This window comes from Methylomonas koyamae (genome assembly GCF_019669905.1).
GTDB lineage: Bacteria > Pseudomonadota > Gammaproteobacteria > Methylococcales > Methylomonadaceae > Methylomonas > Methylomonas koyamae.
In genome coordinates this window covers 3,242,902-3,264,699 of record NZ_AP019777.1, presented here as the reverse complement: position 1 = coordinate 3,264,699, position 21,798 = coordinate 3,242,902, and the positions used below count along the sequence as shown (strand labels likewise).

Sequence of the window (21,798 nt, the reverse complement as noted above, 5' to 3'; positions counted from 1 at the left end):
AACGGATCGGCATTGGCCGGCGCGGATGAGGCTGGAGCAGGTCGCAACGGCCGGTCGATCCCGTTTTACGGCTAGTTTACCGCTGTTAAATACTTAAATTATGTAGCCGACATTGGGGACGGCTAGCTAACAACGCAACTGTCGGCGTATACGATTTACCCGACACCGTCCTTATCTGAAATGGCTGTCATCGTTGCCGACCGTCGCGTCTGCATTGTGCTTGAACGGTAAATATTGCGCCGCATCGGCCCGGTAACTCGCGACGTGGAGCCGCTCGCGGGCGACGAAATCGGCGATGGCCGCGGCGAAACCGGGTTCGGCGATCCAGTGCCACGACGAGGTCGTCACCGGCTCGAAACCGCGTGCGATTTTATGTTCGCCTTGGGCGCCGGAGTCGAAGCGGCTGAAACCGTTGGCGATGCAATACCCGATTCCCTGGTAATAGCAGGCTTCGAAGTGCAGTGCGTCGTAATCGTGGTCGCAACCCCAGTAACGGCCGTACAAGGTATCGCCGCCGACGAAAAACAACGCGGCGGCGACCGCTTGCCCCCGTTTCATTGCCAAAATCAAACGCAACTGCTCCGGCATGTCGGCCGCGAGCCGCAGAAAAAAGTCCAAATTCAGATAGGGCTGCGAACGGCGCTTGAGGTAGGTCAGCGCGTAAAACCGGTAAAATGCCTGCCATTGTTTGGCGTCCACTTCGCGGCCGTCCAGGCTGACCAGTTCGATGCCTTGTGCGCCGACTTTGCGCCGTTCGCGTTTGACCATTTTGCGTTTGCCGGCGCTGAGCGCGGCCAGGTAATCGTCGAAATCGCGGTAAGCGCGATTGAACCATTGAAACTGCACGTCTTCGCGGCGGATTAAACCGTACTGCGCCAAGCGCTCGCCCAAGTCGGCATCCGCAAACAAACAGTGCCAGGACGATAGGCCGTCGCTTCGCGCCCGCTCCAATACCGCGTCCAGCAGCGGAACCACGGTTTCGTCGGCCGGCCGATCCGGCGCGACGACGATGCGCGGCCCCGTGCACGGCGTAAACGGAACCGCCGCGAGATATTTGGGATAATAGGCCAAACCGCGTTGCGCGTAAGCTCGCGCCCAAGCCTGGTCGAACACGTATTCGCCCCAGGAATGGGTCTTGCGGTACAACGGCATCGCCGCGACCAACCGGTCGGCTTGGTACAACAACGCATGCTCGGGCTGCCAGCCGGTGGCCGGCGCGACTGCGCCGCTGTGTTCCAGCGCGGCCAGAAACTCGTGGCGCAAAAACGGATAGTCGCGCCCGGCCAGGGCGTTCCAATCCCGGCGCTCGATGTCGCCGATGCGGTTTACAAAACGAATTTCCATAACCCTATTTTAACCATGACCGGACCAAAGCCGTTTTCCCAAGCTTGCGAAAATAACAAGGGACCGATCCTGGCGCGGCTGCGCGAGGTGTTTACCCATCCGCTTACCGTCTGGGAAATCGGTAGCGGTAGTGGCCAGCACGCCTGTTTTTTCGCCGAGCAATTGCCGCATTTGACCTGGCAACCGACCGACCGCGCCGAAAACCTGCCCGGCATTCGCTTGTGGGTGGAAGAGGCCAAGCTGCCCAATCTGCAGCGGCCTGTGGTGTTGGACGTCAACGACCCGGTGTGGCCGTGCTCCGCGATCGATGCCTTGTTCAGCGCCAACACCTTGCACATCATGAGCGAGGCCGAAGTCGAAATCTTATTCCGCCGCTTGGGCGGGCTGCTCAATCCCAACGCCTGGGTTTGCATCTACGGGCCGTTTAATTATCGCGGCCAGTTCACCAGCGACAGCAACGTCCGTTTCGAACAATGGTTGAAATCGCAAAATCCGCTGAGCGGCATCCGCGATTGCGAATGGATTTGCCGGCTGGCGCAAGGCGCCGGCTTGGTTCTGCAGGCCGACCACGCGATGCCGGCCAACAATCGCTTGCTGGTGTTCCGTAACAGCGCGGAGATGCCGGCATGAGCCGCTTGAAATATCTCAACCACTATCCGGCCGCAGTAACGGCAAAAGTCGAAAACCTGCTCGACCGCGGAGAACTGGCCGGCGTCATTCAGCGCAAGTATCCGACCCTGCACAATATTCGCAGCGACAAAGCCTTGTATGCCTACGTCATGGACCTGAAAAACCAGTACCTGCGCCAGTCCGCGCCGCTGAGCAAAATCGTTTACGACGACAAGCTCGACGTACTGCACCAAGCCTTGGGCATGCACAGTTTCGTGTCGCGGGTGCAGGGCGGGCAATTGAAAGCCAAAAACGAAATCCGTATCGGCGCCGTATTCAAAATCGCGCCGCTGCCGTTCCTGCGCGCAATTGCCGTACACGAACTGGCGCACTTGCGCGAAAAGGAACACAACAAAGCCTTTTACAAACTGTGCGAATACATGGAACCGGACTACCACCAACTGGAATTCGACCTGCGCTTGTATCTGACTTGTTTGGAGGTTAGCGGGCCGGTTTATGCGTGAATTTAAGGGGCGCTAACGACTCTTAGCGCTTGTAGAAGATTAGTTTTACAGCCGCATGAACAATTTGGAAACGGGCGCTCCGAATCCAGGCCTGATTTCCTCTCGCAATCGCCCGGTTCGAAGTCATTTTTCCTCCGATACGCTATCTCTGATAGAAACTATGCGTTCAGGGGCGGTGAGCAAGGGGCGGGAGGCCCTCCATATCGCCATCAAATTACGCTATCGCAATGACGCAGAGCGTGTATCGGACGGACCTTACGCCGAAATCAAAGCACTCCGCGGCGGATTGCTGACATTGGAAGCGACGGATATGAACCACGCTATTCAACTGATCTCCAACCGCCCCGGCATCAAAATGCGCCCCTGGGAACTCCGCCCGGCCGAGGATTTATCGGCGATGATGGCGGAGAGAGCAGCCGTGTTTAAAGGTGAATTGTAAAAAACTGGAGTTGGTTCGAGGTTTGGAAAATTACGCTGTATTCGCATCAGTTACTTGGTTTTACGCCACCTTTTCTACCAAGTCCGAATCCAACTCGGTAAATGTCCGGCATATCGATACGGCTGGTTGTTTTAATGTCGATGAGACCCAGTCGCTTAAGGTCTTCGCGAATCCCCTCCCAACCCCGTTCCGCATGTTGGGCTGGTAATCTGACGGTGTCGATTGCTTGCGGCCCCTCCGGATAACGTTCTATCCAACGTTGGCGGATTAACTCGAAATCAGAGGGCACGTTTAAGCCTTTAAGTGTCGAGAGTACATCCTGTATCCACGGATAGTCTTCTGCTACTTCCCTTACCCGAATTTCGGAGGCTTTACTAATTCCGCGCTTAATACTTTCGTAATGAAGAGCGAATTCGTGCGACGCATAGCGTTCGCGCGAATCCTCTGCAGCATGGTGTATTGCAGCCAGAAACGAGCGTGGCGAAGTTAATCCTTTGCCGTCAGCCAGATGGCTGACTGACCAGGTATACGGTACCCCACGCCGTTTGTCCCTTCCCATCCAAGGTCCTGCAAGTCGTTCAAATGCGCGTCGTTGAGCCTCTCCGTCCCGTTTCATAATTTCAGGTAGCTGCCAATGGCTTAATTGGCTTACCAGAGATGCTTCGGATACGAATTCGGATACTTTGCGCAAAAGCTGTCCGTGCTCGTCCGGCGCATTGATCAAACGCTGCCATAGAAGGCCATGAAGGTCGTGTCGTGCCCAAGAAAGCTCTGCTTTGGTAGCTAACAATTTCGAGGCGTCGGGGAAATTGAATACGGTGCGTTCGGCTTGATCTTCTCGGAGAAATACCTTGGCAAATAAGCCGGGATAAGATTTAAGCCACAACACGGCACGTAATAATCCCCGAACAATTTCGTCCATCCGCTTCCAGTCGTTACTGGTTCGGTCGAGTGCGTCAAAAATGATCAACCCGCGCCAGTCACGGGGAGTTCGCATCAAATTCGCGGCTTCTTCTGGCCATTGTTTGAGCCAACTGACAGTTTCAGGCCATGTGTTGTTTGGGATTGACTGGCCAGCGCACGCTGCGACCCAACGCATTATAACGGCGCGCCATATGTCGTAAGGGTCTATACCCTGATTGAGCATCAATGCAAAACTATCCTCGTTCGGATAGAGATCAATATCTTCTCGGCTGGAAAAGCCCACGTTAATATCCAGGTCGGTCAGTTCCGGAACAAGGTTGTCGAAAGTCGAACGTAGCGATGCGGACCGTAAAACCGAAGTCCAGAACGACTTCCCAACGCCTCTGCCGCCGACGACAACATTCGCGTCAAGCCTGAGTGCCTTGACATGGGAAAACGGCACATACAAGGTACTTGGTTCGGGCTCTTCGCCAAAATTGCTGGTTTCCAGTGGCGAACTAAGTATTGCGTCGCGTAATTCATTCACGTCAAACATTGGTTTTTTCTAATTGTATGGTTTGAATGACACCGTCGATCAACGGGCCAAACAGGGCGCGTACAGTATCAGTGTCGATTTCGGTTAGGCGGCCGTGTAGCGAATATATTCCAGAGAAACTGCGATGCCACCTGACGGCCCAAGGGTAATGCGGCGCAGCGGTGTCAGACGATTCGAAGCTCCAACTACGATCTATAAGTTCACCTGGTGGAATCTCATCGTATTGCATGTCCAGGAAAAGATCATAGGCACTATCGCGAAGCCGTTCCAGATAGGTCATTTGTTCGGTATCCGGAGTTAACGCGGAAACGATTTGCAAGCGTTCGCGAATCGTCCGCACCACGTTGGCGCGTCGCCAATAGTCAAACAGAATACGATAGCCCGACCAAGTTTGCGTACCGTCAATCGCGAACAGCAGCACTAAGTTCGCCCCTAAATCGGTTACGCAACTCGATGCTACTTCGTCGATGCCGGCACGCGAGTCAATCAATATGATGTCGGGCTTAACGCGATTCTCTAAAGTAGATATTAGTCGTTGCAGTCGTTGCGACCAGTTCTCGTGGCGGCCATCCTGTCGCTGCTTTGGCATCCAGACGCGGCCAAGCTTGGATACATATTCGCCTGGTTCAACACCATGCGCGGGAACGATATAAATTTCGCCATCGTGCGAAAAGTCACTCGAAGCAATCATGGAATCCAGTACGGTGTCGCCGTTATCAACCAAGTCTTCGACCAACCAATCGGTAATTCCATATGTTGGTTGCTTGCCCGAGGAGAGCAATGAAGTCGAGAGGCCGGGAGACTCAAGGTCCAGATCCAAAACCAGTACGCGATTACCGGCTTGCGCCAGAGACCAGGCTACGGTTGCTAAAGCAGACGAACGGCCCACACCTCCCTTAATGGAAAAGAAAACTATCCGAGGTGCGCCCAAAGATTCCGGCTCTATTGAAGCCCAATTACCCTCGGCGGCCAGTCTATCAACGACAAAGACCTGATCGAAGCCTTCCAACGGGAAACACGGCGCTTCATCCTTAGCTTTATTTATGTCGGACTCGAATAATATCGCACGATTAATCGGATAGGCTCGGTTGCCGAAATTATTCAGTAAATCGGATGCGATGTTTTCGAGTGTTTCAACTGCGGTAGTGTTATCGCGTAAGCTGTCGGATACGATGAGTCTGAGTCGACTGTTTAAATCTCGATTCAACAAGACTTCGCCCAATGCCTCTAACGGGGCTCCACGGTATTTGGCCAAAATAATTCCGACAATTGGCAATATTTGGTCAAAAGTATTCATGGTAAAAGGCCTTCTTTATCCGCGATGGCAATGAACTTCAAAATTGTCTCCGCTCCCGCTCTGTGAGGTTCGACCAACGCCTGATCGAAGTTGATTTGATTAGCGTAGCGTTGCGAAACATCCCAATTGGTAAACGGATTCGACGGCGGCATGACAAACTTGGAGCCTAAGCGGTGTCCCGAGCGATATGTTTCGAAAATATCCCAGGCGTTGCTTGGTTTTTTGGATTCCATGATATGGAAGAACTCTTTGCGTTCTAACTTATTTTCTTTCAGTTTTTCTGATAAAGCCTTCAAACCGCATTCGGCGGAAAACCCATAGAGATGATCCGCGTTAGCCCATCGCTTCGCCGCATAAAGCCTTTCGGCGTCATCCCAATGCCGTTGATGCGCATCTAAGAAGTCTTCGTCCACAGTTTTGTCCTTTGACGTCAAGCCTTAAGTTCAGGTTACACAAAAATTACTTTTATTATTTCTATTCCGACAACCCTGCATCGGCGGTGCGGCGACATTGATCAAATCTTGGAACGCTATTGCGTCCCGCCGATTAAAAGAACGCAGGAGCTTTCAGGCTCGGTTACCAAGCAGGAGCCTGGCAAATTAACTCGCCCAATTCTCAACCCGCAAATCCGGCACTCTGAGAAATTCGCGTTCATTGTTGGACACCAATACCCACTCTTGAGACCGAGCATGGGCGGCCAGCCATAAATCGTTATTGCCTATCGGTTGGCCAATTTTTTGTAGCTCCGCGCGGATTTGTCCGTAATGTTCCCCGGCCGTTTCGGGCAAGTCGCAGATCGGAATCAGGCCGGTCAATTCGTCAATGGCTGTAATAGCTCGGTCCCGCACCTGGCTTTTTTCGGCGCCGAAGCGTAATTCGCCCAGGGTAATAACCGACATAGCCAGTTCGCTGGCCGAGTGGCGGGCGAAGCGCTCGCGCACGGCGGGAGGGCGATATTTTGCAATGTAGATGCAGATGTTGGTGTCCAGTAGATACCGTACTGGCATCAAAATGCCTCGCGTTCTTGCGGCGGGCTGTCTTCCCGGCCTTCGGCCATGAAGTCTTCCCGCAATGTACTGAGCGCGTCGAATATTGCCGTGGCGTTGGTCGGCGTTTCTCGTAACACGATTTCGTCGCCGCGGCGAAAGATCTCCACACGGTCGGCGTTAAACCTAAATTCCTTGGGTAAGCGCACGGCCTGGCTGTTGCCGGATTGAAAAATACGGGCGTAGGTCATGGTCTTACTCCGTAAAATGTAAATACGGTCAGTATATACTTGTTTATCTGGAGTAATCTAGAAACTAGAAGATTTGCCTACTCTTGGCAGTTATCCAAGCTCCAGCTTGTATACCGAATCGCGGAACTTATTGTTTCCCGGATTATTTGAGAAAGCTGGGGCTTGCAAGACTTAATTAACAAGCTGGAGCTTGGTAACCAGGTAAGCAGAGAATCGCGGCGGGCAGGTTTATTTTTAATAATCCTTGGGCAGCCGCGCCACCAACTCGTCCCAACCAATAACGATCTCCGGCAAAATGCCGACCTGGGTTTCGCCTTCCAGCGGGTATAGCTCGGGCTTGCCGTATTCGCCGTTGTGCAATCGGTAGACAGTCAGAATCCGGTCGATGGGATGCACCAACCAGTATTCGCGGACGCCGGCGCGTTGGTAAAGGTCGCGCTTTTTGATCTGGTCATGGCTGGCGGTGGACGGCGACAACACTTCCACGATCCAATCCGGCGCACCGCGTACGCCGCGTTTGTCCAGTTTATCGGCGTTGCAGACCACAAGCACATCGGGTTGCACCACGCTGCTTATCAGTTCGTCGGCTTCGTCGCGTTTCGGCAGGCGCACGTCTACCGGCGCAATGAAGGGGCGGTAGGGTTTGCCTTTCAACGCATTGGCGGCTTGCCGATAAATTTCGCCGGCAACGTCCTGATGGGGCAGGTCCGGCGCAGGTGACATTAAAAACGCGTCGCCGTCGATCAGTTCGTAACGCATATCCTCAGGCCACTGTAAATAGTCGCCGTAATTGTGTTGTTGTCGGTCTTTTAGCGCTAGAGCCATAGCTCGTCTCCTTCGTCCACTCTTTATGGGACTGATCCTAATCAGTCCATCGCGCGGCGGCAAGTTACTCGTTCCAACGCGCTGCGTTGGAACGACTGGCTTGACCGCGGTGCTTTTGGGTTACCACGCAGCGCGTGGGAACCAGGGAATGGCAGCATTACGTTCATTTGCCGCCATCAAGAAATTAAAACTCATAGTCCTATATGGGTCGGACGCCGCCGAAGAACAAGACTAATTGTTAACGGTGGCTTTGGAAGTTTCGATGTCTTATCGGCTTACTTATTCCCATTCGGGCATTCTGGCTCACATTCATCCAACTCTCCGCGCCAAACCACCATCCACTCCTCCAAAATCAGATACTGCTTTTTGGTGACGATGGCTTGGACGATGCCGTCGTTGACGTCCAAATAGTCGTGGACCAGTACGTTTCGAAAGCCGATGATTTTCATCAGCTCACCATGCTGCTCGGGTGTCAAATCGCCGCGGCTTTTCAATTCGTCCAACGCTTCGCGCGATTGGCTGACCGATAACTGGTATTTTTGCTGGACGAAATAGCGCGCCATGCCGATGAAGGATTCGATGAAAACCTGCAATGCGCGTTGTATCGCCAGCAAATCGCGCTCAGTCCAGCTGTCCGCATTTTCCCGGCTGTAGTCGTCCAGAATACGCAGCATTTTGCGGCGGTGGCGCATCAGCGCTTGCTCATAGACAATATCTCTCATAATCCTTTTCCCATTTCGACCAGATGCTTTGCTCGATGCGTCTGACGTGCGGTACGTTGCGGTCGTACCATTTTATCGCCGATTGCAAGATGCCGACTTGCAACAGCGTGGGCGCGGTTTCCAGATCGACGATGCTGATTTGGTTGTAGCGTTTTAAATCGCGCTCGACTTCGGCCTCCAGCAGTTGCGGGCGAACGGCACGTTGCAGCGGGTCGGTTTCGTAATTGCTGAAAATCACCGCGATGTCCCAATCGCTGTCGGGCCGGGCGGTATTTTTGGCGCGGGAACCGTACAAGTAAATAGCATCGACGGCGGCATGGCTCAGAATTGCTTGGGTGATTTCCGCTTGCGGGTCGTTCATGTTTTCAGCGTTAACTTACTCGAAAAACCGCTTCAGATACTTGCCGGTATGCGAGGACTTATGCTTGGCGATTTGCTTGGGCGTGCCTTCGGCGACCAACGTGCCTCCGCCGCTGCCGCCTTCCGGGCCCATGTCGATTATCCAGTCGGCGGTCTTGATCACGTCCAGGTTGTGTTCGATGACGATCAGGGTGTTGCCGTGGTCGCGCAACGTGTGCAGCACGCTGAGCAATTGCTTGATGTCGTGGAAGTGCAGGCCGGTGGTGGGTTCGTCGAGGATGTACAGCGTGGTGCCGGTGTCGCGTTTGGACAGTTCTTTCGCCAGCTTGACCCGTTGCGCTTCGCCGCCGGATAACGTCACGGCGTTCTGGCCGAGGGTGATGTAACTCAAGCCGACGTCGATCAGGGTTTGCAGTTTGCGCGCCAGACTGGGAATCGCCGAGAAAAACGCCGCCGCGTCTTCGACTGTCATTTCCAGGACTTCATGGATGGTCTTGCCCTTGTAGCGGATTTCCAGGGTTTCCCGGTTGTAGCGCTTGCCGTGGCAGATGTCGCAGGGCACGAAGATGTCGGGCAGAAAGTGCATTTCCACCTTAATCACGCCGTCGCCGGCGCAGGCTTCGCAGCGGCCGCCCTTGACGTTGAAGCTGAAGCGGCCGGGGTTGTAGCCGCGCGAGCGCGCCTCCGGCACCGCTGAAAACAGCTCTCTGATCGGCGTGAAAATCCCGGTGTAGGTGGCTGGGTTCGATCTAGGTGTGCGGCCAATCGGACTTTGATCGATGTCGACCACCTTATCGAATTGCTCCAGGCCTTCGATGGCCTCGCATGGCGCCGGGATGCAGCTGGCGCCGTTGATGACGCGGGCGGCATGGCTATATAGGGTGTCGTTGATTAAGGTCGATTTGCCGGAGCCGGAGACACCGGTGACGCAAGTCAACAGCCCGACCGGAAAACTGGCCGAGACGTTTTTCAGGTTGTTGCCGGAGGCGCCCTTGATCGTCAATTGTCGGGCAGTATCGTTCGGCGTGGTTTTCTTCGGTACGGCGATGGTTTCGGCGCCGGACAGGTATTGGCCGGTCAACGAGTTGGCGTCGGCCAGAATTTGCGCCGGCGTGCCTTGCGACACAATCTGGCCGCCGTGGACACCGGCGCCGGGGCCGATGTCGACAATGTGGTCGGCGGCGCGGATCGCGTCTTCGTCGTGTTCGACCACGATGACCGTGTTGCCCAAGTCGCGCAATCTGAACAAGGTATTTAACAAGCGCTCATTGTCGCGCTGATGCAAGCCTATCGACGGTTCGTCCAGCACGTACATCACGCCGACCAGGCCGGCACCGATTTGGCTGGCGAGGCGGATGCGTTGGGCTTCGCCGCCGGACAGCGTGTCGGCGCTGCGGTCCAGCGTCAGATAATCCAAGCCGACGTTGACCAAAAACTCCAAGCGTTCCTGAATCTCTTTATTAATCTTGGCGGCGATCTCGCCGCGGTGGCCGGCGATGGTCAAGGTCTGGAAAAAGCTCAGAGCATCGCGGATCGGGAAGCGGGTGATGTGATGCAAAGGCTGGTCTTCGACAAACACGTTACGGGCGCCTATATTCAAACGGGCGCCGTCGCAGACCGAGCAAGTCTGTTGCGCCAGGTATTTGGCCAGTTCGTCGCGCACCATTTGCGAATCGCTCTCGCGGTAGCGGCGCTCCATGTTGGGAATGATGCCCTCGAACGGATGGCGCGACACTTTGGGCTTGGCGTTGCCCATCTGGAACTGAAACTCGATATTTTCGTTGCCGCTGCCATACAAAATGATGGCCTGCACGTCGCGCGGAATCTTGGCAAACGGCGCTTCCGGATCGAAATTGTAATGCGCTGCCAGCGCGCAAATGATCTGATAGTAATAGGCATTGCGCCGGTCCCAGCCGCGCACCGCGCCGCCGGCTAGGCTAATGTCCGGGTTATGCACCACCAATTGCGGATCGAAATGCTGGCGCACGCCGAGGCCGTCGCAACTGGGGCAGGCGCCTTTCGGGTTGTTGAACGAGAAGATGCGCGGTTCCAGTTCGCTGAGGCTGTAGCCGCAGTGCGGGCAGGCGTAACGTTCGGAAAACAGCAGTTGCTGGTCGTTTTCCATTGACGCGGCAATCGCCAAGCCTTCCGACAACCGCAGCGCGGTTTCGAAGGATTCGGCAAGGCGCAGTTGAATGTCGTCGCGAATTTTAAAACGGTCGACGATGACCTCGATGGTGTGTTTTTTCTTCAAGTCCAGGGTAGGCGGCTCGTCCAGCTCGTAGACTTCGCCGTCGATGCGGGCGCGCAGAAAACCTTGGGCTTTCAAATCTTCCAGCAGCAACACGTGCTCGCCCTTGCGGTCATTGATGACCGGCGCCAGCAGCATCCAGCGCTCGCCTTCCGCTTGCGCCAGCACTTGATCGACCATCTGGCTGACGGTCTGCGCCTGCAACGACACGCCGTGCTCCGGGCAGCGCGGAATGCCGACCCGCGCGTACAGCAGCCGCAAATAATCGTAAATCTCGGTGATGGTGCCGACCGTCGAGCGCGGATTGTGCGAGGTGGATTTTTGCTCGATCGAAATGGCCGGCGACAAGCCTTCGATATGGTCGACGTCCGGCTTTTCCATCATCGACAAGAACTGGCGGGCGTAGGCCGACAGCGACTCGACGTAGCGGCGTTGGCCCTCGGCGTAAATGGTGTCGAAGGCCAGCGACGACTTCCCGGAGCCGGACAGGCCGGTAATGACGATGAGCTTGTCGCGCGGCAGGTCGATGTCGATGTTCTTTAAATTATGGGTGCGGGCGCCGCGTATGCTGATGGTGTCCACTGCGGTAAATTCCTGGAATTTTTAACAGCCGGATACTATACGAGGCTTTAGCGGTATAGGGAAAGTAGCGCTTGCATGGCGCCCAGCCGATACCGGCAGAATCGTGTGGACATTTCCCGGCGACGCTGGCTAAGATGCAGCCAATCCTGCAACCGGCCGTTTGCCATGACCCACGTCACGAATCTGTTCGATCTCCTGCAACACGCGGCGGCGGCATATCCGGAGCGGATTGCCTTGGTCGGCCGGGTAGGGTTGCGCGACGACTGCTGGAGCTACAGCCGCTTGCTCGCCGTGGCGGAGCGGATCGCCGGCCGGTTGGTTCGAGAATACGGTTTCGCTCCCGGTACTTGCTTGCTGCTGCGCGGCCAGCCCAATCCGCAATTGGTCGCGGCATACTTCGCCTGTTTCAAGGCCGGTTTGATTGCGGTACCGCTGGATCCGCATCTGCCGCTCGAATTCATTACCCGCGTCGCCGAATCGACCCAAGCCCGGGCCGTGCTCGGCAACGGCGAAATTCCGAACTATTCGGCATTGCCGCAATTGGCCGTCGCCGACTTGGCTGCCGTTACGGCGGAACAGCCCGGTTTCGAATATCGGCCGCAGCCGGACGACATCGCCGAAATCGTCTTCACCTCCGGCACCACCAGCAACCCCAAGGGCGTGGTGTTGAGCCACCGCAATATTTTAAGCAGCGTTAACGCCATCCGCGACATTTACCCGACGCAGCGGCCGCTGCGGTTTCTGTCGCTGTTGCCGCTGTCGCATTTGTTCGAACAGACCGCCGGACTGTTTGCGCCGCTGCTGTTGGGCGCGACGGTTTACTACGCCGGCAACTTTCAGTCCGAAGTGGTGATGCGCAAACTGGAAGCCAAGCGCATCGACGGCGTCATCGCCGTGCCGCAGATGTTGGAACTGGTCTGGCATGCGCTGGAAAAGCAGATTGCCGCCAGTGGCGGGCAACAGCGCTGGCGGCTATGGTGGCGGATCGCCGAGCGGGTGCCGTTTGCCTGGCGGCGGAGCTTGGCGCAGCGCTTGTTCCCGGCGCTGGCCGGCACGCCGGTTTTTTTCGTCAGCGGCGGCGCGCCGTTGCCGGCCAGTCTGGAACGGCAGTGGGAATTGCTCGGCGTGCGCGTGATTCAAGGCTACGGCACCACCGAATGCGCGCCGGTGATTTCGGTCAACCGCTACGACCAGCGGATGCCGGGTTCGGTGGGCTGGCCGGTGGCCGGCGTCACCGTGACCTTGTCGGAGCAGGACGAAATCCTGGTGCGCGGCGCCAACGTCAGCCGCGGCTACTGGCAAAGTCCGGAAGCCACCCGGCAAGTATTCAGCGATACGGAAGGTTACCGCACCGGCGATTTGGGAGCGTTCGGCGCCCGCGGCGAACTGTATATCAAAGGCCGCAGCAAGGACATGATCGTGCTGGCCAACGGTCTGAACGTGTTTCCGGAAGACATCGAATTGGAGCTGGCCAAACAGCCCGGCATCGGCGCGTGCATGGTTACCGATTTGCTCGACCGCCACGGCCGCCAAGGCATCGCCGCGATCTTGAGTTTTCCGGAAACCATGGCCGACGAGGAGCGGCAACGCCGCGGCCAGGATGCGGTACGCAACGCCAATGCCGCGCTGGCGCCGCATCAACGGATTTCCGACATCCGTTACTGGAGCGGCGATTTTCCCAGAACCCCGCTGCTGAAAATCCAACGCTGGAAGGTCAAAGCCCGCTTTATCGATACCGAACCCAGCCAGGACGTTGCCGCCGAGACCCTCGCTGCCGGCAATGCGTCGACCACGCTGGAACAATTGCTGGCTAACGTCTGCCGGGTCGATGTGCAGAGCATCGACGACCGAACCGACTTGGTGCTGGATTTGGGCTGCGACTCGTTGACCCGGGTCGAATTGGCCGGATTGATCGAGGCCCAACTCGGCATCATTTGCGACGATGCCGAATTGATCGCGATTCGCGAAGTCGGCGAACTGAAGGCACTGCTGGGTCGTAGCGAGCGCGCCGCCAAGAAGGTGCGTTTCCCGAGCTGGCCACTCGCCGCGCCGGCCGTCGCGATCCGCGGCGGGATACAGCGGATTTTACTGCCGCTGCTGCAGGGCTTGGTCGGTAGTTCGTTCCAGGTCAAAGGTCTGGAACATTTGCAGCAGGTGCAGTTTCCGGTGATGTTCATCGCCAACCATGCCAGCCACGTCGATACGCTGTCGCTGTTGCGGGCGCTGCCGTGGCCGGTGCGGCGGCGCTTGTGCATCGCTGCCGCGGCCGACTATTTTTTCCGTAACCGTCCGGTCGCTTGCTTGCTGCAGTTGGCGATCAATGCTTTTGCCTTCAGCCGCGAAGGGTCGATCCGCGGCAGCCTGGATTACTGCGGCGAACTGGCCGACAACCGCTGGTCGCTGCTGATTTACCCGGAAGGCACCCGCTCGCCGGACGGGAAATTGTTGCCGTTTAAACCCGGCATCGGCTATTTGGCCACGGAATTGGGCGTGCCGGTGTTGCCGGTCGCGGTGTCCGGCGGCCACCGGATTTTGCCGAAAGGCGCGTACTGGCCGCGGCGCAGCCCGGTCAGCGTTTGTTTCGGCGCCGCGATCGCAGTCGACCCGAACCTGGACAAGCAGCAAGCGACCGATCTGCTACACCAACGCTTGGCGGCCTTGATCGCCGCACAGCAACCCGATTCCGCCCAACCTTTGGAGACACCGGCATGAACCAAGAACCCGTAAACGCCGACCGCCGCCACGTTCCCGCCCGGGAATTGGGTTGGTCCAAATCCTTGGCGCGCCGGCTGGCGCAGGCCAACATTTCTGCCAATGCGATCTCGCTGGCCGGTGTCGGCGCCGCGGCGCTGGCCGCCGCCGCACTGGCTGGCACCCGCACAACCGAAGGCATCGGCCAACACCTGCTGTGGATTGCGGCGGGTTTGCTGGTCGGTTCGCGCCTGTTATGCAATATGCTGGACGGCATGGTGGCGGTGGAGTGGGGCAAGGCCTCGCCGGTCGGCGCCTTGTACAACGAAATTCCGGATCGGGTTGCCGATCTGTTAATTCTGGCCGGGGCCGGTTTCAGCGCCGGCGGCCACGAGCTGTTGGGTTACGCGGCGGCTTTGGCTGCCGTATTCACCGCCTATGTGCGGGTCGCGGCGCGCAGCGTCGGTGCGCCGAGCGATTTCGGCGGGCCGATGGCCAAGCCGATGCGAATGGCCATCGTCATCGTCTGCTGTGCCTACCTCGGCTTTACCCCGGATGGCTGGCATCCGCACTTCGGCGCTGCCGGATACGGTTTGATGGCGTTGGCCCTGGCCATCATTGCCCTGGGTAGCGTTGTAACCTGCGTGCTGCGGGTACGCCGCGCCGCGCAGTATCTGAACGCCAATGCTTGAACTCTCTAAGCTGAATACTGCCCACAGGAGAATCGACCGTGTCCACGTTGATCGCTAATCCGCTGCTTCACCCTTTGTTCGTGCCGGCCGCCGAGCGGATCGGCTGGCTGTTGGGCCTGTCGCTGTTGTTGATCGTCTGGGTGTTGCGCAAGCACGGCCGCGATCTGTTGCGCCAGGGTTTGTTCGTCAAATGGCGGACCTGGGCCATCATTGCGCCGCTGTATCTGGGCGCGGTGTTCGGCGGTCCGCTGGCGGTCGGCATGCTGGTGCTGGGCATGACGTTGCAAGGCTTGCGCGAATATGCCGAGCTGGTCGGTTTGGTCAGCCATTACCGGCGGGTGTTGAAGCTGATGGGCATCACCGCGGTGCCGGTCGGTTTGGCTTCGCTAGACGGGTTTTATCTGCTGGCGCCGCTGCTGTTGCTGGTCGCGGTGGCACAGCCGTTGGCGTTTCAAGCAGTCAGTACCGGCATCAAGCAACTGGCCTTGTCGTCGTTCGGTTGGGCTTACATCGCCTGGCTGCTGGCGCATCTGGTATTGATCGGCCGCTACATTCCCGGCGGCGACGGCGTGTTGTTGGTGATCGGCGCGGCGGTCGCGCTCAGCGATAATGCGGCGTTTGCGGTCGGCTCGTTGTTCGGCAAGCACAAACTGACGGCATTGAGTCCGAACAAGACCTGGGAAGGGGTTTTCGGCAATTTGCTCGGCGCTTACCTGGGTACCGGTTTGATGAGCTTCGCCTTGCCGGAAAGCTCGTATTGGTTGCTGCTGATCGGCTTGCCACCGTTGATCGCGCTCGGTTCGGTGTGGGGCGACTTGTTCGAGTCGGCGATCAAACGCGAGGCCGGCGTCAAGGATGCCGGCAGTTGGCTGCCCGGCTTCGGCGGTTTGCTGGATCGGATCGACAGCCTGATTCTGGTGGCGCCGTTGACTTATTATTTTCTGCGGCTGGTGGCCTGATCACAGTCCCATCAGCAACATGCCCAACACCAGGCAAGCCATGCCGGCGACGTTGACGGCCTTGATCGGAATGCCGTACCACAGCCAACCGAACACCGCCGCCCAGATGAAAGTCGAGGCGTAGATCGGATACAACACCGCCGGCGAGCCGCCTCGTTTAAAAGCGGCAATGAACAACACCATCACCGCGATATAACAAGTCACGCCGGCCCACAGTTTCAGATTCAACAAATAAGACCAGATGCCGGCGTTGGCCGCTTCGGCGCCGGATTTGTACAGGTATTGGCCGGCGGCGCCGGCGACCGAGGCGATCAGAAAAAACAGGATGGAGATCAACGGTGTGCGCATCGGTTTTACCGGGTTGGGGTGGAGACAGACGGCAAAATATTGAGCAGATTGCCGCCGAGGATTTTGGCTTTTTCGGAAGCGGGGATGGTCAACGCGTCGATTTTGGTCAAGGCCTCGGCCAAGCCGCCGCACATCACCGGAATATCCGATCCAAAAATCAATTTGCCGGCGCCTAGCTTGGCGCACAACTGCCGAATCTTGCCGGCGGTGGCGATGTGGCTGGAGGTGTCGACAAATACGTTGTCGCAGCGGCGGGCCAAAGCCAGGATTTCGGCGAAACATTGTACCCCGGCATGGGCGATGACGAACCGGAGCTTTGGAAAGGCCTTAACCAAGGCGTCGGCGCGGGAGCTGGCTGCGGTCAAGCCCAGATGCATGAACACCGGAATGCCGTGTCCGGCCGCGATTTCGCACAGCGCGACCATTTTGCCGCCCCCCAGATCGGTCGGATATTGCACCAAGGCCAATTTCAGTCCGCACATGCCCAGCGCCAGACAGCGCTGCAACTCCTGCGCGGCTTGGGCCGATTCCGGATTGATGAAGGCAAAACCCAGGAAGCGATCCGGCCGTTGCCCGATAGCCGCCAGCACCGCATCGTTGCGTGGATGGGGCAACAGATTGTGTTGGAAAGTCGGCGACGACACCAGTTGCCGTGCCTTCAACATGCCCAGGGTTCGAAACAGAAAATGCCAGCGAAACACCCAGGAGTCGGCAATCGTCACCGGGCCCAGATCGCGGACGCCGATGCCGACCAGCACGGTCTTGTCTATGCCGAAGGCGTCCATTTCCGCCAGAATCGGCTCGAAACTATCCACGATATGGCGATGGCCGTCGATGATCATGTCGGTACCTAGGATTATGCCGGCGGGAAACGACCGGACTCGATGAATTGCAGCATGTGCCCGAGTAAGGTGTCGTCACTATATACCTGATCGTGGCTCAGCGGCGTGACCAGGGTCGGCCGGCCTGCGGCGAGCGCAAACCGCGGGTCGCTGCGGCAGCGCTCGAAGTCGGCGGCAACCAAACCCAGTTGTGCGGCCTGGGCGGAAACGCCGCCTTCGATGACATAGCCGAAATCGGCGGCCGGCTCCGGCCAGCGGTCTTTGCGGTCGCCGGCCAGATCCAGCAACACTTTGCCGAACTTGAATAGCGGCAACGGGCCGTAGCGGCGTAACGACAGTTCCGGCACCCGTTCCTGGACCGGCGAGCGGACGTAGACCACCCGGCCCAGGTTGGGCAGGGCCCGTTGCGCCAGGGCGCGGCGCAAAATGAAACCGCCGGAGATGTAACAGATGAAGTGGCAGCGTTGGTAGCGGCTCAGTTGATGGCTGTCGAAATAGCGGTTCAGTTGCCGGGCGGCGAAGCCGATGCCGAAATATTGGCAAAGTTTGGGTAAAAATACTCGGTATGGGCTGCGGCGGCGGTAGAAATCCAGCAGGTAGCGCCGGGCCGCCCGGTCTGCGGTGATGCCGGGCAAAACGACCAGCGCTTGCGAAAATGTCTCGCCGGCCATTCAACCCGCTCCGGGCTTGAAATCCGGCAACAACTGCGGAAACGAGCCCTTGCGGATGTTGAAGAACAGCAGCTCCGGCAAACTGACCGCCCCGCCTTTCAAGCCTTTAAGAATATGAAAGCCTTCGTCCCAGGGCCAACTCAACAGGCCATACCCGGTTTCCAGCGCCGCCGCCGCCAAATTGAAACCGCCTTGCAGCGGCCGCGGCCAGACCGCGTCCTGGGTGAAAAACATGAAGGCGGCGTCTTGGTCATGCCAGCGGTACAGCGTCGAGCTCAGGCTGTTCGATTCCTGCAGATCGACCCACCAGTCCGGCGCGGATTGGTAACGTTCCAGAATCTGCCGGTCGCGGTAGGCCGGCAGTTGGTAACTGGCAACGGTTCGGTAGTGCGCGCCGACCTGGTCGAAGGCGGCGAACGGAATCGGATTCGGAAAAGCGCCGTCCAGATACGCGCCCAGGGCATGCTCGGCGGATTGGATCGGATCGGCTGCGGCTGCGGCTGCGGCTGCGGCTTCGGGGAGGGCGGCGACGGTCGCGTTCAGCAGTTGAAAAATCTCTGTGACGCAGTTGCGCTGCCACAAATGGTAGGCGTAGCGTTCGAACAGTTGTTGCCGGTAATCGGCCAAGCGCTTGGCGGCGCCGGCACGGTATGCGGCCGAGACTGCGGCCGGCAGCGGAACGCGCGGCCCATCGCCGACCGCCGCTTTGTCCGGCGTATTGCTGAAGCGGGGCAGGGCGGCGGAATCCGGTTCAGTTTCGGTATGCAGCAAAGCGAACAAGGCATTGGCGCTGTGTTCGATAACCGCGTAGCCGCGTTCGTCCAGCGGTTCAAGGGCTGCCAATTGGGCATTGGCGGCGTTCAATAATTGCCGGGAATACTGCAGCGCGGCCGGCAAGTCGACGGCCGGCGCATACGGGTCGGCGTCGGCGCTGCGCCGGTCCAACACGGTCAGATGGCCGCTGGCCAAGGATTGTTGCAGGGCGTGCAGCCGGGCCATGCCGACCAATAGCGGATAGCCCCAGTCCGGCCGCTGGCTGTGCAGCAGCCGGATCAGGTCGGCGCGGGTCGCTTCCCGGTATTGGCGAAGCGCGTTGCGTTGCGCAGCGCTGAGCCGGAACAGCGCGTCGGTCGCTGTCAACCAGGCATCGCTGCGCGGCGGTGCGGCGGCCAGCAGCACGTCGAGTGCGGCCAGATTCAGCAGCCGGTTTTTATAATGTTGGGCGAAGGTCAACTGGCCGGGGCGCAGGGTGGACCCGTTAGGGTCGCTGGGGGAGAGGGTCTGCAACTCTTGCCACAGGGCCTGGCGCTTTTGTGCCAGAAACTCCGGGCCGTAACGTTGCGCGGCCATACCGCGTAATTCGGTCAGTTCCGGGCTGTCGCCCCGGTCGTTGGCTAGGGCGGGAAGCGGCGTGAGCCGGTAGTTATCCAGGAAGTAGCCCAGGGCGCGCAATTGCAGAGGCGGCGCCGGCTCGGCAGCGTTCAGGCTTAGGCTTAGCTCGAAGTCTTCCTGCAAGTCGCGCAGTTGGTCCAGTTCCCGGTTTTGTTGTGCCAGTCGGCGCTTGAACGCTTCCTGCAAGGCTTGGTAAACCTCGGCGGCGACTTCGATGCGCTGGCCGCGCAAGCTGCGGTTCTGTTGGTCGGCGTAGGCAAAGCGGAACGCGGCGAAGTCGTCGCGGTACAGCCTTATTAGCCCCGGCTCGACGTGTTGGAAATGGTAGACCTGCTCGCCGAAACGGAGCGCGGCGTGGCCGCCGCTGGCGTTACCCTCGTTGGCTTCGATGTACAAAAAATCGAAGGTCTGCGCCGCGGCCGGCCCAGCAGCGACGGCGCCTGGCACGCACCATGCCAGGCGCCAGCACAACGCAAAGCGGCGGAGACCGAACATGCCGGCGGCGGTTATTTTTTCAGGCCGTCTTCGATGGCTTGTTTTTTCATCGGATCGTTCCGGCTCAAGCTCTCGCTGAACGCCGAGATTTGCGGCTTGCCGAGTTTGGCCTGGCGCAGGCCGCGGCCGATGCCGTGGTAGGTATAGCGGTCGTTCTCCCAATCGGTGATGGCGTGTTTCTCGGCGAGTTCGCCGAGCCGGACCCGGAAACTGTCCAGCGTGCCGCTGGAGCTGGTCACGAAATCGGCTGTGTAATCGGCGACGTCGGATTCGTATTTTTCCTTGGCGTCGCCGGACGAATCGGAGCTGGATGCGAACGAGCTGGAGGCGCTGTCGAACGCGCTTTCCGAACTGGTGGAAAACGAGCAGGCGCCGAGCAGGCTACCGCTGAGCAGCAAGGCCGCGAATTTGGCAAGGGTAAAACGGGTCATGGCTTCCCTCCGGGAAATGAGTGCGTTAAGCGAGTTTGCCGAGCCGGCTCGGTCCGACAGGTGGACAGAGTATATCGCCTGCTGCGGCCGCCGATAAAGCACAGCCTGCCGGAAATCGGCGCCCGGCACGCGGCCGAATTCGGCGGTTGGCGCTGGAGGAAGCCGGCGAGAAGCTGGTACTATAAGCGGCTTAAACCATACCAAGGCAAAGAGGAGTTAAGGGTTTGACACAGGTTCAGGATATTACCAGTCCGATGACGGCCACGGAGAAACGGGCGACCGTGTCGCTGGCCAGTATCTATGCGCTTAGAATGCTGGGTTTGTTCATGCTGCTGCCGGTATTGTCGTTGTTTACCGAACAAATGCCCGGTTCCACGCCAAAACTGGTCGGTTTGACCATGGGTATTTACGGTTTGACCCAAGCCATTTTGCAGATTCCGTTCGGCCTGCTGTCCGACCGCTTCAGCCGCAAGACCGTGATCGTGATCGGTTTGGTGTTGTTCGTGGTCGGCAGCGTCTGGGCCGCCTTGGCCACCGATATTTACGGCGTGCTGATTGGCCGGGCCTTGCAGGGCTGTGGGGCGATTTCGGCGGCGGTAATGGCGTTGCTGGCCGACTTGACCCAGGAAGTACACCGCACCAAAGCCATGGCGACGATAGGCGCCAGCATCGGCGTTTCGTTCGGCGTCGCCATCACGCTGGGCCCGATCATCGCCCACCAATTCGGCATCGCCGGCATTTTCTGGATGATTGCCTTGCTGGCGGCGCTGGCGATACTGGTGATTCTGTTCGTCGTGCCCAACCCGGAAAAGATCAGCACCCACCGCGACGCCGAATACATCCCGTCGGAGTTGAGCACGGTCATTACCAATCCCGAACTGCTGCGCTTGAATTACGGCATCTTTGCCTTGCACTTGATCCTGATGGCCAGCTTCGTCGTCGTGCCGTTGCTGATGCGCGACGCCGGCCTGCATGGCGGCAGCCATTGGATGGTGTATTTGCCGGTGTTGGTGACGTCGATGGCCGGCATCATTCCGTTCGTCATCATCGCCGAGAAGAAACGCAAAATGAAGCCGGTGTTTCTCGGCGCCATCGCCACCCTGGTCGTCGCCAACCTCGGCTTCGTGGCGTTGCACGGCCAACTGGTCGGCCTGATCGCCTGTTTGTGGATTTTCTTCTGCGGCTTCAATTTGCTGGAAGCGACCTTGCCGTCGTTGATCTCGAAAACCGCGCCGGGCGATTTGAAGGGTACCGCGATGGGGATTTACTCCAGCGGCCAATTCCTCGGCGCCTTCCTGGGCGGCGCGGCCGGCGGTTGGTTGTACGGCGAACACGGCGCCGCCGCCGTGTTCCTGTTCTCGGCCGGGGTGGCCGCCAGTTGGGCTTTGATCGCCGCCTTCATGTCGCCGCCGCGTTATTGGGCCAACCTGCTGCTGCCGTTGCAAGGCGTGTCCGCCGAACGCGGTAGCGAGTTTTCCAAACAATTGCTGGCGATTGCCGGCGTCGAGGAAGTGCGCTTGCATTTCGAAGAACAGGCGGCTTATCTCAAGGTCGACAGCCAGCGGCTGGATAAAGACCAACTCAACCAATTTTTACAGCAATGGCGTTAGGCTGCTGCTGAACAACAC

At 58.3% G+C, this 21,798-nt stretch carries 22 protein-coding genes; 7 read left to right on the top strand and 15 right to left on the bottom strand.

Features of this window, described 5'->3' with window-relative positions; all coding sequences use genetic code 11:
* Positions 1-171: 171 nt before the first annotated feature.
* Positions 172-1,344, bottom strand: coding sequence for a GNAT family N-acetyltransferase (locus MKFW12EY_RS14610; protein WP_054762528.1), 1,173 nt, complete (start codon positions 1,342-1,344; stop codon positions 172-174).
* 15 nt (positions 1,345-1,359) lie between these two features.
* On the opposite strand from MKFW12EY_RS14610, the gene MKFW12EY_RS14605 reads away from it, so the two are divergent.
* From MKFW12EY_RS14605 to MKFW12EY_RS14595, 3 genes are read left to right on the top strand one after another with little or no spacing between them, the layout of a single operon-like run.
* Positions 1,360-1,974, top strand: a complete 615-nt coding sequence (locus tag MKFW12EY_RS14605; protein ID WP_221053264.1) for a DUF938 domain-containing protein — start codon at positions 1,360-1,362, stop codon at positions 1,972-1,974.
* A complete protein-coding gene (locus tag MKFW12EY_RS14600; protein ID WP_054762530.1) occupies positions 1,971-2,477 on the top strand; it encodes a M48 metallopeptidase family protein in 507 nt (168 codons plus the stop codon). Before MKFW12EY_RS14605 ends, MKFW12EY_RS14600 begins: the two co-directional genes overlap by 4 nt.
* A gap of 55 nt (positions 2,478-2,532) precedes the next feature.
* Positions 2,533-2,916: a YciI family protein gene (locus MKFW12EY_RS14595; RefSeq protein ID WP_157199439.1), complete on the top strand. Its 384-nt coding sequence runs from the start codon at positions 2,533-2,535 to the stop codon at positions 2,914-2,916.
* A 46-nt stretch (positions 2,917-2,962) separates the two neighbouring features.
* Here the strand turns inward: MKFW12EY_RS14595 and MKFW12EY_RS14590 are convergent, their stop codons facing one another.
* From MKFW12EY_RS14590 to uvrA, 9 genes are all read right to left on the bottom strand, one after another.
* Positions 2,963-4,375 (bottom strand): hypothetical protein, encoded by a 1,413-nt coding sequence (locus MKFW12EY_RS14590; RefSeq protein WP_221053263.1) that lies wholly within the window; start codon positions 4,373-4,375, stop codon positions 2,963-2,965.
* A complete protein-coding gene (locus MKFW12EY_RS14585) occupies positions 4,368-5,672 on the bottom strand; it encodes a ParA family protein (protein ID WP_054762534.1) in 1,305 nt (434 codons plus the stop codon). The genes MKFW12EY_RS14590 and MKFW12EY_RS14585 overlap by 8 nt, the downstream gene beginning before the upstream one ends.
* Positions 5,669-6,085 (bottom strand): hypothetical protein, encoded by a 417-nt coding sequence (locus MKFW12EY_RS14580; RefSeq protein WP_054762545.1) that lies wholly within the window; start codon positions 6,083-6,085, stop codon positions 5,669-5,671. Before MKFW12EY_RS14580 ends, MKFW12EY_RS14585 begins: the two co-directional genes overlap by 4 nt.
* 186 nt (positions 6,086-6,271) lie before the next feature.
* The gene (gene vapC / locus MKFW12EY_RS14575) at positions 6,272-6,679 is read right to left on the bottom strand and encodes a type II toxin-antitoxin system tRNA(fMet)-specific endonuclease VapC (RefSeq protein WP_054762536.1); all 408 of its coding nucleotides are present in this window, start codon (positions 6,677-6,679) and stop codon (positions 6,272-6,274) included.
* On the bottom strand, positions 6,679-6,909 hold the full coding sequence (locus MKFW12EY_RS14570) for an antitoxin (protein WP_054762539.1): 231 nt from the start codon (positions 6,907-6,909) through the stop codon (positions 6,679-6,681). The genes vapC and MKFW12EY_RS14570 overlap by 1 nt, the downstream gene beginning before the upstream one ends.
* A 234-nt stretch (positions 6,910-7,143) precedes the next feature.
* A complete protein-coding gene (locus tag MKFW12EY_RS14565) occupies positions 7,144-7,734 on the bottom strand; it encodes a Uma2 family endonuclease (protein ID WP_054762540.1) in 591 nt (196 codons plus the stop codon).
* 275 nt (positions 7,735-8,009) lie between these two features.
* Positions 8,010-8,456, bottom strand: a complete 447-nt coding sequence (gene hepT, locus MKFW12EY_RS14560) for a type VII toxin-antitoxin system HepT family RNase toxin (RefSeq protein WP_054762541.1) — start codon at positions 8,454-8,456, stop codon at positions 8,010-8,012.
* Entirely contained in the window at positions 8,437-8,817 is a 381-nt protein-coding gene (gene mntA, locus MKFW12EY_RS14555) for a type VII toxin-antitoxin system MntA family adenylyltransferase antitoxin (protein WP_054762543.1), read from the bottom strand. The genes hepT and mntA overlap by 20 nt, the downstream gene beginning before the upstream one ends.
* A gap of 15 nt (positions 8,818-8,832) precedes the next feature.
* Positions 8,833-11,649 (bottom strand): excinuclease ABC subunit UvrA, encoded by a 2,817-nt coding sequence (gene uvrA / locus MKFW12EY_RS14550; RefSeq protein WP_221053262.1) that lies wholly within the window; start codon positions 11,647-11,649, stop codon positions 8,833-8,835.
* Positions 11,650-11,814: 165 nt separating this feature from the next.
* On the opposite strand from uvrA, the gene MKFW12EY_RS14545 reads away from it, so the two are divergent.
* Genes MKFW12EY_RS14545 through MKFW12EY_RS14535 form a run of 3 tightly spaced genes read left to right on the top strand, consistent with a single transcriptional unit; the run spans position 11,815 to position 15,991 of the window.
* Positions 11,815-14,361, top strand: a complete 2,547-nt coding sequence (locus MKFW12EY_RS14545; RefSeq protein WP_221053261.1) for an AMP-binding protein — start codon at positions 11,815-11,817, stop codon at positions 14,359-14,361.
* Positions 14,358-15,032: a CDP-alcohol phosphatidyltransferase family protein gene (locus MKFW12EY_RS14540; RefSeq protein WP_221053260.1), complete on the top strand. Its 675-nt coding sequence runs from the start codon at positions 14,358-14,360 to the stop codon at positions 15,030-15,032. Before MKFW12EY_RS14545 ends, MKFW12EY_RS14540 begins: the two co-directional genes overlap by 4 nt.
* A 38-nt stretch (positions 15,033-15,070) precedes the next feature.
* Positions 15,071-15,991, top strand: coding sequence for a phosphatidate cytidylyltransferase (locus MKFW12EY_RS14535; protein WP_172680382.1), 921 nt, complete (start codon positions 15,071-15,073; stop codon positions 15,989-15,991).
* Here MKFW12EY_RS14535 and MKFW12EY_RS14530 read toward each other — a convergent pair whose 3' ends face one another.
* Genes MKFW12EY_RS14530 through MKFW12EY_RS14510 form a run of 5 tightly spaced genes read right to left on the bottom strand, consistent with a single transcriptional unit; the run spans position 15,992 to position 20,170 of the window.
* Complete coding sequence (locus MKFW12EY_RS14530; protein WP_054763535.1) at positions 15,992-16,339, bottom strand: hypothetical protein; 348 nt, start codon at positions 16,337-16,339, stop codon at positions 15,992-15,994.
* 5 nt (positions 16,340-16,344) lie between these two features.
* Positions 16,345-17,181, bottom strand: coding sequence for an amidohydrolase family protein (locus tag MKFW12EY_RS14525; protein ID WP_221053259.1), 837 nt, complete (start codon positions 17,179-17,181; stop codon positions 16,345-16,347).
* A 14-nt stretch (positions 17,182-17,195) separates the two neighbouring features.
* Positions 17,196-17,852 (bottom strand): hypothetical protein, encoded by a 657-nt coding sequence (locus tag MKFW12EY_RS14520; protein ID WP_221053258.1) that lies wholly within the window; start codon positions 17,850-17,852, stop codon positions 17,196-17,198.
* Positions 17,853-19,739: a hypothetical protein gene (locus tag MKFW12EY_RS14515; RefSeq protein WP_221053257.1), complete on the bottom strand. Its 1,887-nt coding sequence runs from the start codon at positions 19,737-19,739 to the stop codon at positions 17,853-17,855.
* Positions 19,740-19,750: 11 nt separating this feature from the next.
* Positions 19,751-20,170, bottom strand: a complete 420-nt coding sequence (locus tag MKFW12EY_RS14510; RefSeq protein ID WP_054763744.1) for a putative lipoprotein — start codon at positions 20,168-20,170, stop codon at positions 19,751-19,753.
* 224 nt (positions 20,171-20,394) lie between these two features.
* Between MKFW12EY_RS14510 and MKFW12EY_RS14505 the strand changes: the two genes are divergently transcribed.
* Complete coding sequence (locus tag MKFW12EY_RS14505; RefSeq protein WP_245006315.1) at positions 20,395-21,780, top strand: MFS transporter; 1,386 nt, start codon at positions 20,395-20,397, stop codon at positions 21,778-21,780.
* Positions 21,781-21,798 lie beyond the last annotated feature (18 nt).

Excerpts from the sequence above, each read along its gene's own strand:
- MKFW12EY_RS14610 (WP_054762528.1), bottom strand. The coding sequence starts at position 1,344 with ATGGAAATTCGTTTTGTAAACCGCATCGGCGACATCGAGCGCCGGGAT.
- MKFW12EY_RS14605 (WP_221053264.1), top strand. The coding sequence starts at position 1,360 with ATGACCGGACCAAAGCCGTTTTCCCAAGCTTGCGAAAATAACAAGGGA.
- MKFW12EY_RS14600 (WP_054762530.1), top strand. The coding sequence starts at position 1,971 with ATGAGCCGCTTGAAATATCTCAACCACTATCCGGCCGCAGTAACGGCA.
- MKFW12EY_RS14595 (WP_157199439.1), top strand. The coding sequence starts at position 2,533 with ATGAACAATTTGGAAACGGGCGCTCCGAATCCAGGCCTGATTTCCTCT.
- MKFW12EY_RS14590 (WP_221053263.1), bottom strand. The coding sequence starts at position 4,375 with ATGTTTGACGTGAATGAATTACGCGACGCAATACTTAGTTCGCCACTG.
- MKFW12EY_RS14585 (WP_054762534.1), bottom strand. The coding sequence starts at position 5,672 with ATGAATACTTTTGACCAAATATTGCCAATTGTCGGAATTATTTTGGCC.
- vapC (WP_054762536.1), bottom strand. The coding sequence starts at position 6,679 with ATGCCAGTACGGTATCTACTGGACACCAACATCTGCATCTACATTGCA.
- MKFW12EY_RS14570 (WP_054762539.1), bottom strand. The coding sequence starts at position 6,909 with ATGACCTACGCCCGTATTTTTCAATCCGGCAACAGCCAGGCCGTGCGC.
- MKFW12EY_RS14565 (WP_054762540.1), bottom strand. The coding sequence starts at position 7,734 with ATGGCTCTAGCGCTAAAAGACCGACAACAACACAATTACGGCGACTAT.
- hepT (WP_054762541.1), bottom strand. The coding sequence starts at position 8,456 with ATGAGAGATATTGTCTATGAGCAAGCGCTGATGCGCCACCGCCGCAAA.
- mntA (WP_054762543.1), bottom strand. The coding sequence starts at position 8,817 with ATGAACGACCCGCAAGCGGAAATCACCCAAGCAATTCTGAGCCATGCC.
- MKFW12EY_RS14545 (WP_221053261.1), top strand. The coding sequence starts at position 11,815 with ATGACCCACGTCACGAATCTGTTCGATCTCCTGCAACACGCGGCGGCG.
- MKFW12EY_RS14540 (WP_221053260.1), top strand. The coding sequence starts at position 14,358 with ATGAACCAAGAACCCGTAAACGCCGACCGCCGCCACGTTCCCGCCCGG.
- MKFW12EY_RS14530 (WP_054763535.1), bottom strand. The coding sequence starts at position 16,339 with ATGCGCACACCGTTGATCTCCATCCTGTTTTTTCTGATCGCCTCGGTC.
- MKFW12EY_RS14525 (WP_221053259.1), bottom strand. The coding sequence starts at position 17,181 with ATGATCATCGACGGCCATCGCCATATCGTGGATAGTTTCGAGCCGATT.
- MKFW12EY_RS14520 (WP_221053258.1), bottom strand. The coding sequence starts at position 17,852 with ATGGCCGGCGAGACATTTTCGCAAGCGCTGGTCGTTTTGCCCGGCATC.
- MKFW12EY_RS14515 (WP_221053257.1), bottom strand. The coding sequence starts at position 19,739 with ATGTTCGGTCTCCGCCGCTTTGCGTTGTGCTGGCGCCTGGCATGGTGC.
- MKFW12EY_RS14510 (WP_054763744.1), bottom strand. The coding sequence starts at position 20,170 with ATGACCCGTTTTACCCTTGCCAAATTCGCGGCCTTGCTGCTCAGCGGT.